General features: G+C 33.7%; 17 protein-coding genes and 1 tRNA gene. 10 read left to right on the forward strand and 8 right to left on the reverse strand.

Going from position 1 to position 13,795, the window contains the following annotated elements; genetic code table 11:
• Positions 1-23: 23 nt before the first annotated feature.
• Positions 24-653 (reverse strand): nitroreductase family protein, encoded by a 630-nt coding sequence (locus tag AC1RRN_RS09480; RefSeq protein WP_492967067.1) that lies wholly within the window; start codon positions 651-653, stop codon positions 24-26.
• A 268-nt stretch (positions 654-921) separates the two neighbouring features.
• On the opposite strand from AC1RRN_RS09480, the gene AC1RRN_RS09485 reads away from it, so the two are divergent.
• The 4 genes from AC1RRN_RS09485 (at position 922) to AC1RRN_RS09500 (ending at position 4,768) form a co-directional block, all read left to right on the forward strand.
• Complete coding sequence (locus AC1RRN_RS09485) at positions 922-1,974, forward strand: DUF1852 domain-containing protein (RefSeq protein WP_492967068.1); 1,053 nt, start codon at positions 922-924, stop codon at positions 1,972-1,974.
• Between the two features lie 30 nt (positions 1,975-2,004).
• Positions 2,005-3,036 (forward strand): methionine synthase, encoded by a 1,032-nt coding sequence (locus AC1RRN_RS09490; RefSeq protein WP_492967069.1) that lies wholly within the window; start codon positions 2,005-2,007, stop codon positions 3,034-3,036.
• A 58-nt stretch (positions 3,037-3,094) separates the two neighbouring features.
• Positions 3,095-4,087, forward strand: coding sequence for a bile acid:sodium symporter family protein (locus AC1RRN_RS09495; protein WP_492967070.1), 993 nt, complete (start codon positions 3,095-3,097; stop codon positions 4,085-4,087).
• Between the two features lie 228 nt (positions 4,088-4,315).
• On the forward strand, positions 4,316-4,768 hold the full coding sequence (locus AC1RRN_RS09500; RefSeq protein WP_083694586.1) for an Lrp/AsnC family transcriptional regulator: 453 nt from the start codon (positions 4,316-4,318) through the stop codon (positions 4,766-4,768).
• A 265-nt stretch (positions 4,769-5,033) separates the two neighbouring features.
• Here the strand turns inward: AC1RRN_RS09500 and AC1RRN_RS09505 are convergent, their stop codons facing one another.
• The 3 genes from AC1RRN_RS09505 to AC1RRN_RS09515 form a co-directional block, all read right to left on the reverse strand.
• Complete coding sequence (locus AC1RRN_RS09505) at positions 5,034-5,798, reverse strand: hypothetical protein (RefSeq protein WP_492967071.1); 765 nt, start codon at positions 5,796-5,798, stop codon at positions 5,034-5,036.
• A gap of 52 nt (positions 5,799-5,850) precedes the next feature.
• Positions 5,851-6,732, reverse strand: coding sequence for a hypothetical protein (locus AC1RRN_RS09510; protein WP_492967072.1), 882 nt, complete (start codon positions 6,730-6,732; stop codon positions 5,851-5,853).
• 488 nt (positions 6,733-7,220) lie between these two features.
• Positions 7,221-7,294 (reverse strand) — tRNA-Arg (locus AC1RRN_RS09515).
• Between the two features lie 112 nt (positions 7,295-7,406).
• On the opposite strand from AC1RRN_RS09515, the gene AC1RRN_RS09520 reads away from it, so the two are divergent.
• Complete coding sequence (locus tag AC1RRN_RS09520; RefSeq protein WP_492967073.1) at positions 7,407-7,919, forward strand: adenine phosphoribosyltransferase; 513 nt, start codon at positions 7,407-7,409, stop codon at positions 7,917-7,919.
• 1 nt (position 7,920) lies between these two features.
• On the opposite strand, the gene AC1RRN_RS09525 is transcribed toward AC1RRN_RS09520, so the two are convergent.
• From AC1RRN_RS09525 to AC1RRN_RS09540, 4 genes are all read right to left on the reverse strand, one after another.
• The gene (locus AC1RRN_RS09525; RefSeq protein WP_492967074.1) at positions 7,921-8,571 is read right to left on the reverse strand and encodes a response regulator; all 651 of its coding nucleotides are present in this window, start codon (positions 8,569-8,571) and stop codon (positions 7,921-7,923) included.
• A complete protein-coding gene (locus tag AC1RRN_RS09530) occupies positions 8,568-9,221 on the reverse strand; it encodes a sensor histidine kinase (RefSeq protein WP_492967075.1) in 654 nt (217 codons plus the stop codon). Before AC1RRN_RS09530 ends, AC1RRN_RS09525 begins: the two co-directional genes overlap by 4 nt.
• A 98-nt stretch (positions 9,222-9,319) precedes the next feature.
• Entirely contained in the window at positions 9,320-9,967 is a 648-nt protein-coding gene (locus tag AC1RRN_RS09535) for a hypothetical protein (protein WP_492967076.1), read from the reverse strand.
• A gap of 6 nt (positions 9,968-9,973) precedes the next feature.
• Positions 9,974-10,411 (reverse strand): hypothetical protein, encoded by a 438-nt coding sequence (locus AC1RRN_RS09540; RefSeq protein WP_492967077.1) that lies wholly within the window; start codon positions 10,409-10,411, stop codon positions 9,974-9,976.
• A gap of 282 nt (positions 10,412-10,693) precedes the next feature.
• Between AC1RRN_RS09540 and AC1RRN_RS09545 the strand changes: the two genes are divergently transcribed.
• The 5 genes from AC1RRN_RS09545 to AC1RRN_RS09565 all read left to right on the forward strand — a co-directional run bounded on the left by AC1RRN_RS09545 (position 10,694) and on the right by AC1RRN_RS09565 (position 13,785).
• Entirely contained in the window at positions 10,694-11,551 is an 858-nt protein-coding gene (locus AC1RRN_RS09545; protein WP_492967078.1) for a hypothetical protein, read from the forward strand.
• An 18-nt stretch (positions 11,552-11,569) separates the two neighbouring features.
• Positions 11,570-11,974, forward strand: coding sequence for a hypothetical protein (locus AC1RRN_RS09550; RefSeq protein WP_492967079.1), 405 nt, complete (start codon positions 11,570-11,572; stop codon positions 11,972-11,974).
• 18 nt (positions 11,975-11,992) lie between these two features.
• Entirely contained in the window at positions 11,993-12,700 is a 708-nt protein-coding gene (locus AC1RRN_RS09555; RefSeq protein WP_492967080.1) for a hypothetical protein, read from the forward strand.
• A gap of 63 nt (positions 12,701-12,763) precedes the next feature.
• Entirely contained in the window at positions 12,764-13,327 is a 564-nt protein-coding gene (locus AC1RRN_RS09560; RefSeq protein WP_492967081.1) for a hypothetical protein, read from the forward strand.
• The gene (locus AC1RRN_RS09565; RefSeq protein WP_492967082.1) at positions 13,324-13,785 is read left to right on the forward strand and encodes a hypothetical protein; all 462 of its coding nucleotides are present in this window, start codon (positions 13,324-13,326) and stop codon (positions 13,783-13,785) included. The genes AC1RRN_RS09560 and AC1RRN_RS09565 overlap by 4 nt, the downstream gene beginning before the upstream one ends.
• Positions 13,786-13,795: the final 10 nt, after the last annotated feature.

Genomic DNA, 13,795 nt, shown 5'->3' on the forward strand with positions numbered 1-13,795 from the left:
AATAATTAACATATCTAATAGTATTAGTAAACTTTAGTTATCATTTCATCTATAGGTAAACGAACTTTTTTCGTAGCTGCCATATAGTCTTTTTCCGAATTCCGATATCCTAAAGCAAGGATAACGGTAGAATGCAACCCTTTTTCTTTCAAACCCAAAACGGCATCGATAGTGGCGGCATTAAATCCTTCGATAGGAGTGGCATCCACTTTCAATTCTGCCGCAGCAATAAGTGCAGTTCCTAGTGCAATATAAGCCTGTTTGGCTGCCCAAAAGGCTTTTTGTTCTGCATTAATATTGCTAAAATAGGAATGCAGTCCATTTCTAAATCCTGATAAAGCACCAGCATCAAGACCTCTTTGTTTTTCTGTCATTGCCATGTAATCGTCAATATAAGTTGAAGACATGTCATTGAATGCAGCAAAAACCAACAAATGAGAGCAAGAGCTAATCTGTGTATTATACGAATCAGCACCTAATTTTTTTTGGATTTCCGGGTTGCTTACAACAAAAACACGGTAAGATTGCAGACCACAAGAAGATGCTGAAAGATTTATAGCCTCTAAGATCTGATCGACCTCTTCTTCTGTTACTTTAATGTTATTGTAAGCTTTTGTGGCGTAGCGCCATTTTAAATTTTCTATCAAATTCATTAGTATGCCTATCTTAAATTTTGGCAAAGATAAATTTATTTGTTTTGTTTTTTGAGACTTGAATTGCTATGGGAAGCTTCAAATCAGTCATATTCGGGTTCTCTAAAGAATAATTATCTGTTTTCCTTTGTTATTATATTTGTAAAAAGATTAATAATCTTAAAAATTATATTAAAAAAGAATAATTATCTGATTTTTTTGGTTTTGTAAAATATTAAATCTTTTATTTTCAAATTTGCAAGGTAAAAAAACTAAACCTTGTCATCAAATGAAAGCGAACATACAAGAAGATTTAAGAATAAGCGAAAAACAGGATATTGAAAACGCCCAGAATACAATCAAGAATGATTTTGCATTCACATTAGAGAGCACTTGTTTAGATGAAAACTATCACCCCTCAAGCCAAACGCGTTTGACAACCAATTTTGCAAACCTGGCTAGAGGAGCTAATCGCCAACAAAACTTACGCAATGCCTTAAATATGATTAACAATCGATTTAATGCATTGGCTCACTTTGATAATCCAAAAGGGGATCGTTACCTTGTAGAACTTGAAATCATCACAGTAACGATGCGTATTGATGATAAGAATGGTAGTAACAATCTGCCGTTGATTGAAGTTTTAAAAACGAATATTTTTGACCGCAAGACCAGCCAGCGTATCGAAGGTATTGCCGGAAATAATTTTTCTTCTTATGTTCGTGATTATGATTTCAGTATTTTATTGATCGAGCACAATAAAAATAAATCTAGTTTTTGTATTCCTGAAAATTTTGGTGATTTGCACGGAAAACTTTATAAGTGCTTTGTGAGTTCAGCCACTTATAAAGAGCACTTTAAGATGTCACCGATCATTTGTTTAAGTGTATCGAGCAACAAAACTTATACTCGCACTGAGTGTCAGCATCCGGTTCTGGGTTTTGAGTATCTGCAGGATCAGTATTCTATCACTGATGAATATTTCTCTAAAATGGGCTTAAAAGTTCGTTTTTTCATGCCTCCGAATAGTGTGGCACCGATGGCTTTTTATCATTCAGGAGATCTGCTTGCCGATTATACTGATCTTGGACTAATCAGCTCAATCAGCACGATGGAGGCTTTCCAGAAGATTTATCGACCTGAAATTTACAATGCAAATTCAGTTGCTGGGAAAATCTATCAACCGACTCTTAAACACGAAGATTATTCACTGACTCGCGTGGTTTATGACCGCGAAGAGCGCAGCAGTTTGGCTGTTGAACAGGGTAAATATGCAGAAGAGCATTTTATTAAACCTTACAAAAGTCTCCTGGAACAATGGTCAGCTAATTTTACCCTTTAATTGATTACAACGCATTAAAATTATACTATTATGAAGAAATTATTATTACCCACCTCTATTGTTGGAAGTTTACCCAAACCTGCCTGGCTTGCACCACCCGAAAAACTTTGGTCACCATGGAAATTAGAAGGCGATCAGCTACTTGAAGGGAAACAAGATGCTTTACGCATTTCTCTGCAGGAACAACAATTGGCAGATCTGGATATCATTTGTGACGGCGAGCAAACGCGCCAGCATTTTGTAACGACTTTTATTGAGCATTTAAGCGGTGTAGATTTTGAAAACCGTAAAACAGTAAAAATCCGTAACCGTTATGACGCGAGTGTTCCAGTGGTTGTAGGTGAGGTGGCACGTCAAAAAGCAGTTTTTGTTGAAGATGCTAAATTTTTACGTAAACAGACTAATAAGCCTATAAAATGGGCATTGCCAGGCCCGCTGACAATGGTTGATACCTTGTACGACGACCATTATAAAAGCCGGGAAAAATTGGCGTGGGAATTTGCGAAAGCACTCAATGAAGAAGCAAGAGAACTTCAGGACGCAGGGGTAGATATTATCCAGTTTGATGAACCTGCATTTAATGTGTTCTTCGATGAAGTAAACGATTGGGGAATGGCAGCATTAGAAAGAGCCATTGAAGGTTTACACTGTCAAACTGCGGTTCATATTTGCTATGGTTATGGAATACAGGCAAATACTGATTGGAAAAAGACATTAGGTTCAGAGTGGCGACAATATGAAGAAATTTTTCCGAAAATTCAAAAATCTAAAATTGATGTGGTGTCTTTAGAATGTCACAACTCCAATGTGCCTTTAAATTTATTGGAACTTGTTCGCGGAAAAAAAGTAATGGTAGGCGCCATTGATGTGGCGACCAACACTATCGAAACACCAGAAGAAGTAGCTGATACCCTGCGTAAAGCTCTTGAGTTTGTAGATGCCGAAAATCTTTACCCTTCTACAAACTGCGGTATGGCTCCGCTATCTCGAAACGTAGCCAGAGGCAAGTTAAGTGCTTTAAGCGCAGGAGCAGAAATTATACGCAAAGAACTTGGGATTTAGTCTCAATATTTTAATAATGGAGTCCGTGCCTCCACGGAGGAATAATATTTAAAACACATTGAAGAAATTATTAGAAGTATTAAAAAAAGCAGGTTTCGACGGTTTCCTGTTAATGATAGCCACCATGATTCTGATGGCTTATTTTTTGCCAAAGCCAGGCATGGTCAAAGACCCTGTTTCGCTTGAGGAGATTGCCAATGCTGGCGTTTCCTTTATTTTCTTGTTTTATGGCATGCGACTAAGTGTTGAGAAACTAAAAGCCGGACTTTCCAACTGGAAAATGCACATTGTCGTCCAGTTGACAACCTTTTTATTTTTTCCGCTCCTTGTTTTGGCATTTCGCCCGTTGTTTATAAATAACGGCTTCGGGCTGCTTTGGCTGGGTGTATTTTTTCTTGCAGCTTTACCATCCACAGTTTCCTCTTCGGTGGTCATGGTTTCCATCGCTAAGGGAAACATTCCCGCAGCCATTTTCAATGCGAGCATTTCCAGTTTGATTGGAGTAGTGGTTACGCCGCTCTGGGTTGGGCTGTTTATAGCTTCTTCGACAGGCGATTTTGATGTCACTCAAATCGTCATAAAGTTGATTCTTCAAGTCTTGCTGCCTGTCATCATTGGCATAAGCCTCAATTCCCGTTTAGGCGCCATTGCCGAAAAATACAAGAAACAGCTCAAATATTTCGATCAGTCAGTTATTCTAACGATTATTTACACTTCATTTTGCAAGTCATTTTCCGAACATCTTTTTGAAGGTTTCACCGCACTTGAACTTGTTGGACTCGCTGCAGGGATGATGGCATTGTTTTTTGCCGTATTCTTTTGTGTCGGACTACTCAGCCGCCTGCTTGGTTTTTCAGATGAAGACCGTATTACTGTCTTATTCTGCGGGTCTAAAAAGTCATTGGTACACGGCACCGTTATGTCAAAAGTACTTTTTCAGCACAGTACCATCACCGGCATCGTATTGCTGCCACTCATGCTTTATCATGCCTTGCAATTGATTGCCGCTAGTATCATCGCTCAGGGTATGGCTCGACGAAAAGAAGTATAATTTTATTTATGAGGTGAACCTTTATCTTTTTTGGATAAAGCACCAAGCATAACGCTCCCCGTTATAAAATAATGCCTTTTAGATTTTTATGCTGTGAAGATGAACACTGCAGTATGTTATGTTTTTAACGTGCGTAAAATAAGATTTTTGTATTGTTTTTGGTTATATTTGAAGAATTTTATTCTGCGTTCGGAATAAATTAAAACCTGTTTAAAGTAAAAACATTCTATGGAACAAATAGACGATATTGATCTTCAGTTATTAAATATACTACACGATAATTCTAAATACACTGTAAAAGAGCTTGCTAAAATGGTAAATCTTTCGGCATCGCCTGTTTTTGAGAGAATTAAAAGATTAGAAAACAGTGGTTATATTAAGAAGTATATAGCACTCCTTGATGCAGAAAAATTAAACAGGGGATTCATAGTTTTTTGTAATATCAAACTTAAACAACATGATCGTAATATTGGAAATCAGTTTGTTAGTGATATTATGAAAATAGAAGAAGTGGTGGAATGTTACAATATCTCTGGTGATTACGATTTTTTAATGAAAGTTTCTGCCAAAGACATGAAGCATTATCAGGATTTTGTGTTTAATAAATTGGGATCAGTTGAAAGTATAGGGAGTACCCAAAGTACCTTTGTTATGTCGGAGATAAAAAATATGTATGGATAGTTCCGCGATGGCTTATTTATTTGAAATTCGCCTTAGCTTTTGTGGGACTTCGAATCATCGTTCAGCTTCGATTAAATCTTTAAGGAAGCCACTTTTAGATTGTTTGTTTCAAACAGTCATATTAGTGCATAAAAAAAGAGACAACTTTTTATTAGTTGTCTCTTTTTGTGACCTCGACTGTAATGTAATGTCTATGTTAATGTGTTGAATATCAGATTTCATTTTATTATTTTGGGAAGTAAATGGGAAGTTTAATTGTCTAATATTAATTTAAACCGTTTTTCGCATCATATTTTTCATTAGTTAAAACTCTATTGACTTGCTTACCAAATTTAGTCCATTGAAATATGTTCCCCGCCTTTTCTATAATGTCATTGGAAATAAAAAAATTAAAGGTTGCTGGATCGAGTATGTTTTGAAGTCCCATCGCTCCATTATTAACATGTTTTCTAATTATTTCAATTGATTCTGATAGAATTTTAGTTTTTCTAATTGTGCTAACTATCGTTCCTATTTCGTCATGATTGGTATTTATTTTATTAATATCCCCATTAATAAATTGAGATTCTTTTGAATAATTTTCAATAATAACTTTTAGCTGTTCAATTTCTTTGTTTTTATCTTCCAGTAATGTTTCGAAGCGCTTTTCACTTGAAAGAAGGAGTTCTCTTAAATTTATTGAGTCTTCGATTGTTAAAAGTTGCTTGCTTTCCACTGAATTTTTTATATTGACTCTCCATCTGTTGTATAGTAAGTCAAGCCAAAATGCTCCATTAGTTACTAATGGTAAAAATAATATTAGTACTGCTGTAGAAATCAACGGATACCATACTAGATGCCATATATCATTATAATTTGCAAGTATGTACGCTATTTTGGTACCAGTGATATTTTTTTCGCTTATAAAAATTGTGAGATAAACAATTTTCCAGTTCCAAATTAACCATGAGATTATAAGTGTTCCATAGAATGGACTAGAAAGTCTTTGAGATAGAATTGATTCTACAGATTTTTTTGCTTCGTCGAACATGTAATTAATTTTTTATTTATATTGGCTAGTTTCTGGAAATTTAATTGAACTTTTATAAATTGAATTGCGAGATAAATGCTCGCAATGCTGTTTCGTGTTCTTGAACGGGCAGTTCAAATTTTCCTTTGGAGGACTGTGGTCTTAGAAGATAAAATTTATCTATTGTTTTTTTTGATTTACCGGTTTTGCATTCCTTGTCTGTCAGACAGTACGAACCTTTTAGTCTAAATGCATATAGAGCGTGGAAATATTTGTCCCTTGGAATAATTAGACTGTTACTCACAGAATTGGCGCGAGGAATTGTAATACCGTTGTAGAGTATTTTAACATTAGTTTTAATTGTCATAATGTCATTTCCAACGGACGGAAAAGAAAAAATATCCAATGCAAAATTACAATTGTAACTAACTGCGTCGTCAGAAATTATTTCGTAGCGAATTTTGTAAGTACTATTAACATCACTACTGTCAATAATTTGCAATTCTCTAATTCGGATGAATGGTTCTATTGGATCTCTCCCACCTTTTTTTATAGAGTCTTTTAGGATTATAATTTGTTTCTTTATACTATCATATTGCAAGCCCTGCTTTTTAAATGCTTGTGACATATCATTGAAGAGATTTTTACTATATGAATTTACACCAATCTTTACACCTTCGGTAATTGTGCTATCACGTTTATTTCTTTCAATTTTAAATTTATCATCGTTAATAGTAGATATTTTTCTACTATTAATCTCCTGAAATATACCAACCATAATTATTGAAATTCCTACTATTAATACACTTTTACCTCTGCTTGTATACTTGTTCCATCCAGTGCCATTTTCTTTAATTATTCCGCCAATAGCCGTATTTACTGTAAGCCATAGTGTCAAAATTGCAATAATAATTACAAAGAAAATATTGTCAATTGTTTGAAGTGGTTCAGTCATTTTTCAGTAGATCGGATGTTTTTTTTAGATTTAAGGATTTCTTTTAATCGTTCAATTAGTTCGCTGTCGTCATCACAAATAAATTCAAAACTATCGCCATTTTCAATAATACTTTTAATGTTAATTCTTTTACTTGCTTTTCAGGCAAAGTATTTATTTTATCAATTGTTAGAACGCAGTTTACATTCAAATTGGGATATATGTACGTATTATCTTTTTTAGGATATTAATATTAAAGCTCTATCAATTTAATTAAATCGTTTTGTTTTTTAATAAAAGTAATATTTTTATTTAATGATTTCCAAATTATTATTTTGGGGCGTTTATGGGAAGTTGCAAATGAAAAAATCATAACTTAATAATTTTTAGAATTTGTAAGATATTGATTTTTAGGTAATTAATTTATTTATGTGTTTTAGGTTGTAACCCCAGTATAAAAAAATAAATCCCTATGTATCAAATACATAGGGATTATTCCATTTTAGAAGTGACCTCGACTGGATTCAAACCAGTAACCTTCTGAGCCGTAATCAGATGCGCTATTCAGTTGCGCCACGAGGCCTTTTTGCTACATTCGGCTAATTTTCGTAGCTTTGATGAATGCTGTTTGCGGGTGCAAATATAGAGATAAATGTGAGATATACAAGCATAAAATTGCAGAAAATTAAAAAAAAATGAAGATTGAAAATTATATACGTGATATTCAGGGATTTCCGAAAGAAGGAATTTTGTTTAAAGATATTACACCGCTCTTAAATGACCCAATTGCAAGGAAAGAATGTTTATCAATCCTGCTGAAATCATTAGAAGGACAAAAAATAAATAAGGTAGTAGGAGCAGAGAGTCGTGGTTTTTTCTTCGGAATGTTACTGGCAAACGAATTAAATGCCGGATTTGTTCCCGTAAGGAAACCTAAAAAACTGCCTTATGAAATTATTTCGGCTTCGTATGAATTAGAATATGGATTCGATAGTTTAGAAATGCATACAGATGCCATTCAGAAAGGAGATCGTGTTTTGATTCACGATGATGTTCTGGCTACAGGAGGAACTGCTAAAGCAGTTTGTGAATTGGTAGAAAAACTGGGAGGAGAAATTGTACAGTGTAATTTTTTGATGGAATTGTCTTTTCTAAACGGCAGAGAGAAAATTAAAAATCATCCCATTTTTGCGGTGCTTACGTATTGATTTAAACCAAAACGATTTTATGTTTTATAGCATAAAGCACTAATCCAATTCGGGTTTTGATTTCGAGTTTATCAAAAAGACATTCTCGATAACCATCAATTGTTTTGGGGCTTAAACACATTTCTGAAGCAATTTCCTTATAGGTTTTCTCGGTACAGGCATGTTTTATAAAAACAATTTCTTTTTCTTTTAAACTGATTTTTTTCGAATCATCATTGGCTTTTTTGACCAACATTCCGGAAATCATCTCTGTAAAATAAAAGCCCTTTTCAATAACCGATATCATGGCATCCTTAAAAATCTCTGGTGATGTATCTTTTAACAGATAACCTTTTGCCCCATTAGTAATCATTTTTATAATGATTTCTTCGTCATCGTTAACAGAGAGGGCTATAACTTTTAAATCGGGTTTATTTTCTTTTATCCATTTCATGGTGCTTACGCCATCTAAAACAGGCATATTGACATCCAATAAAATAAGGTCGACTTCTGTATCAGGATATTCCTGTAAATACGAAAGAAAGACTTTCCCGTTTTCAAAACGGTTTATTACTTCAAAATCTTTGAAACTATTGATTAAAAGTTCCAGAGATTGTGAAAAAAGCTGATGATCGTCTACAATGATAATTTTGTTTTTAGTTTGTGGTTTCATTGGTTTTTGATTAAGGGATATTCTAATGTTACGGTGGTTCCTGATGAATCTGAATTCATTATTAGCTGCGCTCCAATTAATTTGGCTCTTAATTTCATGTTGGTTAAGCCCAGTCCGGAATTTATTTGACTAGTATCATATCCAATTCCGAAATCTTTCATTTCTAAGCGAAAAACAGTATCCGTTGTGTTGATATTTACTTCAAATAAATCACTGTGTGAATGTTTTAGGCTATTGTGTAGTGCTTCCTGAAAAATTCGATAAATAAACAAATCGTGTTCCTGGCTAATACTCGGAATTTCACCTGTAAGATTATAATGATATTTTATATTTTTTAGCTTTTTTATACGCTCTAAATCTTGTTTTATGGCTTCGATAAAATTGCTTTGCAGTAAATTGTCTTTATTAATGATTCGGGATAAAATCCTTATTTCATCTAATGATTTGGCTAATATTTCTTTTAAATCATGGAGTTCATTATGGTGAACAGGTTTTCCGCTATTGAGGTACATGTTAAGCTGCATGATACCAACAGAAATAATTTGGCCAATATTATCGTGAAGTTCTTTACTAATTTCACTCAGTGTCTGATCCTTTATCTCTATTCTGGTTTTCACTAATTCCGATTGAAAATAGAGTTCTGACTCCATTTTCTCAACCAGATAGTTGTTTTTCTTTTTTAAAAAATAAAAGAATATAACAAGCAGAATGACCAGTAAAGTTAAGAAAACGATACCTAACGAAATGACTAATAATTGTATTTCTTTTCGCTCCATAAAAATCCAATAATATAGCAACTATGTGCCAGGACATTTAAAATAAAAACTACTAAACTAAAAATCGATTCATCATGTTTGATCAGAAACCAGTTTAAAGCCAGCATAAAAGGCAAAAACGGTACATGAAAAACTAATATTCCTAATATGTACCAAAAAAAGACGGATCTTTTAAAATTTAATATTTTGTCCGAATTAAAAATTTCAACTAAATACAAACAGGCCAATATCATAATTAGTATTACTCCTATAGCAAAACTGTAAGTAAATGAGTGGTTTACATCTTCTTTGAAATATAAAATGTTCAAAAAATAGGAGATGATAAACAACATAAAACAAAGATTAGCTATTAATCTATGATTTACTTTTGATAATAAACTCCTTAAAAGCAATATATAAGCAGAAAAGGTTATCAGCATATAAAAATTAAAAACATAGTAATTTAATAAGCCTGTCCATTCTGTAAAATAATAGCCAACTTTCTCTATTACAACAGAAAACCAAATTAAAATTACTAAAAATTTAGCTCTATTACTAGGAAGTTTATGCATTGATATCAACCCAATAATTCCAGAGAATAAAGCTAAATAAAAAGTATAAAAGCGTAAAAATTCAAACATAATTTTTTAGTATAATAGGCTAGGCGGTCTTCCGATACTGCCATAATTCATTGGTTCAATACTTGATATATCGCCGCTATCACTGTCCATCATTAGAGCAAAAGTTTGTACTTCTCCTTCTTTAGAAGCTGTTCTGATTTTCTTTCCGGTAGCTTGCAAAAACACAGTCATCAAACCTGCTTTTTCGGCATATTTTTTCTGTTCAGGATATACTCCAAAGTAAATACGAATTCCATTTACGTCATATCCGGTTTTTTCACCTTTAGATTTGATGTAATGAATATAATTTTCAAGTTCGTCTACAGAAAACCAGACAGCATTTGCATCTTCTTTTTTGATGTATTTAGCAATAATACTGGCTCGGTATTTCATAAAATTTAAGTGTAATTCTTTTGCGAATTTTCTAGTAATTAATTGGGTCGGTCTTCCAGTTTCTTTTTCCATAATGTTAGAATTAAATCTTTAATAGTTAATGGTTTAATTGATTGTTGAATATTGTTTTAACAAATATCATGGGCAAAAATATTTTAAACCCTTACAAGAGACAAGGGGAAATATACCCTTTTTTGTAAGGGTAAATTTATTTAAAAAATTGGGTTAAACCACTGTTTTGTAGTAATTTATAAAAAACCAATTTTACATCGTTCCTTTTTGTGCACAAAATGGATAGGCGAAATCTGAAAAGCCTGTTAAAAAGAGTAAGAGTTAATTGTAATACTAAAAATTATGAGTTTATATCATGAAGTTTTTCAGGGAGAATCATTCAGCGAAGACAATTATTTTGAAGCTGTACGATATGTTTTAGGACCAGAATATTCTAATTTGAGCGAAAGCGAGCTAGAAGATGTCCTTTTATCAAGAGTAGACCAAATGTCGGAAAGCGAAGCAGAAGGTTTTTGGTCAAGTTTAGGAAATGTGGCCAGTAGTATAGGTTCAGGAGTTTTACGTGGCGTATCTGCCGTTGCTCCAATTGTAGGAACTGCTGTTGGAACTTATTTCGGCGCGCCTCAAATAGGAGGAGCTGTTGGCGGATTAGTAAGTAATCTCGCAGGAGCAGGAAGTGCTGCCTTAGATAATAGTCGTCAACAACAACGCAGACCAGCACCACCACAGCAACAACGAAGACCAGCACCACAACAACGCAGACAGGCTCCTTCGCCAGTTAGACAAGCTTGGGGCAATACAACCCGATATCTTGCTGATGCAGGCAGAGCGGCACTTCCGGCAATTCAACAATATGTGCAGGACAATCCGGTGCAATTGCGTCCGCAGGCAGCTCAGGATATTGGAAGAGTGCAAGGTTTGTACAATCAATTGGGAGGTATTATCAATAATCCTCAATTTCAGGCAGGTCAGGCGCAACAGAGTTTAGGAACTGCAAGTCCGAATGCACCAATTGAAAGTCACTCTTTTGCAGAATTAATCGAAAGTGTAAATTATTTGACTGAAAATATTCTGTATGAATATTATAACGGTGGATTAATTCCGACGGAAGATTATTATGTTGACCAATACGGCCAGTTTGTTGGCACAAATACCCCTAACAGAATCAATAGACTTGAAAATTCTATTGCCAGTTTATAAAACCTAAAAGTTATAACAATGGATGCTTATTTAGAATATTTGAAAGAACATAATCCTGAAATGGCTAAATATTTTGAGATGATGCAACCCATGATGGGGAAAAAAGAACCTGAAGAGGAAAAAGAAATTCCGAAGATTGATCCAGTACTTGAAGAAAAAATCAAGAAATTAAAAAAAATCAATCACAAGCTTTTTACCATTATCGAAGGATTGAAATTTCAGCTTGAATTTGAATTAAATCAAAATGATGATTTAGCAAAAGCAATTGGTGCCTGTACGGAATGTTTTGGCGAAAATGGTGATTGCCCGGAATGTTTTGGAACCGGAAAACCAGGTAACAGTATTCCTGATTTTATTCTTTTCAATAAATATATTCAGCCTGCTATCCAGAAGTATAACAAACATTATTTCAATAAAAATTAACCATTAAAATTTAAAATTATGAGCTATTTCGAAAGTTATTTAGACGAAGATTTATTAAATGAAGATTATTTCAACGAAGATCTTTTAGGCGAAGATTTATTAGAAAGTTATGACGAAAGTTATGATGAAGCCGCAAAAAAAAGACCTTCTATAAAAGGTATTAGACCAAATGTGAGTTCAGCGGTAAAACAAAGATCAAACTTTGGAAAAGCCCTGAGCGGAAGAGCTAATGATTATGCAACAAAAAGCGAATTAAAAAAATCATTAGATGCAATTTCTAATCAGGTAAATGAGCTTAAAAAGACATCATTAGCCACTAATAAAACCTTGGTTGCATTAGATCAAAAGCATACAGAACTGGCTAAGTTAGATGCCCGTAAAGGCGATAATCAAACTAAGGTCCTAAAAAATATGCAAATGATGAGCATGATGGGATCCTTATTAAATCAACCAAAGTTAGATGTTACAAAACTTAAAGTCATTCCTGCAACTGAAGTAGGAAAACCAGATACGATTGTTCAGGACGGTAGTGCTATAGTAGTTGACCAAACAATGTCCTTGTTATTACCAATGATGACTACAATGGGTGATTCAGGTTCTGGAAAATCTGATAATTCGAACATGATGTTGCCATTAGTTTTAATTATGTCTCAACAAAATCAGGGTAATACAGGCAACAACAATACGATGTTGCCACTTGTTATGATGATGATGATGAATAAGTAAATGTAAAAAGGGCAGTTGAGACCCAATTGCCCTTTATTTTTTTAACCTTAAAATTATAAAGAGATGAATCCATTTAATTTATTAATCAATTATGTGATAGCCAACAGCAGAGCCAGTTTTTATAATGTTCCCGGAAATCAGGAAATTACCAATACGGCGCTTTTAACGGGAATGGTTTCTGAAAATCCGTTGATGAGCTATTTAATTATAGATAACAAAGCCAAAATTGAAGGTGAGAAGTTCATTACTGCAAATGCTACAGCAACAGCAGTTACAGTAACTTCTGAAGCTCCGGAATTACCTCCGCCTCCTGTAACAGTAGTGAATCCTCCAACAGAAACAAAAGGAAACGAAACACCAACACAAGGTAATACCGTGACGCTGGAAACTATTAGAGCTGAAATCTCAGAAAACAAAACTGCTTTGGCGACTATTACGACACAATTTGCAGATTTGAAATCAACGATTACGAATATCGAGAGTGAAAATAAGAAGTTAAAAGAATCTATTTCTGAAATTCAAATTAAACTAAACGAAATTTCAACAACAAAGCCAGCACCAGATACTGCAACGGCAACCAAGAACATTGTTACACAGAAAGCATCATCTAAAACGGATACAAAATGAAAACCGCTGTCTCTAACCACCAAGCAATCAGTTTAGATAAAATTGAAAAAACGACCAGTCAAATTTTGAAAAAAATCAATTGTATTCGTCCAAGCTTATTTGCAGGCAATCTTAAATTTTCAAAAAAAGCAGAGCAAGAAAAGGTTCTTTTATTTAAAGAATTGATTCCGAAAAAGATATTTCCGATCGATAAAACACTCGATTTATTGTCTAAAATTTTAGCAGATCCAAACCTTTCAAAGCTGGATCAAAAAGATTTGGATTTTATTTTTGGATTGGAAAAAATAAATCTTAAAAACAGTCAATATGTGAGTGAGATTAATGATTTTGTTGCACAGGGAAATGGAATTGATGTTGTCTTTTCTTCTTTAGTTGAAGAAAATCTGTACTTCTCTTATCTTAATTCTGAATTGTATGATATTGATTTTAAGTTGAGTAGAATTAGTTTACAACCCTAAAATGCAAACT

It is taken from the genome of Flavobacterium sp. GW821-FHT11G01 (assembly GCF_058808175.1).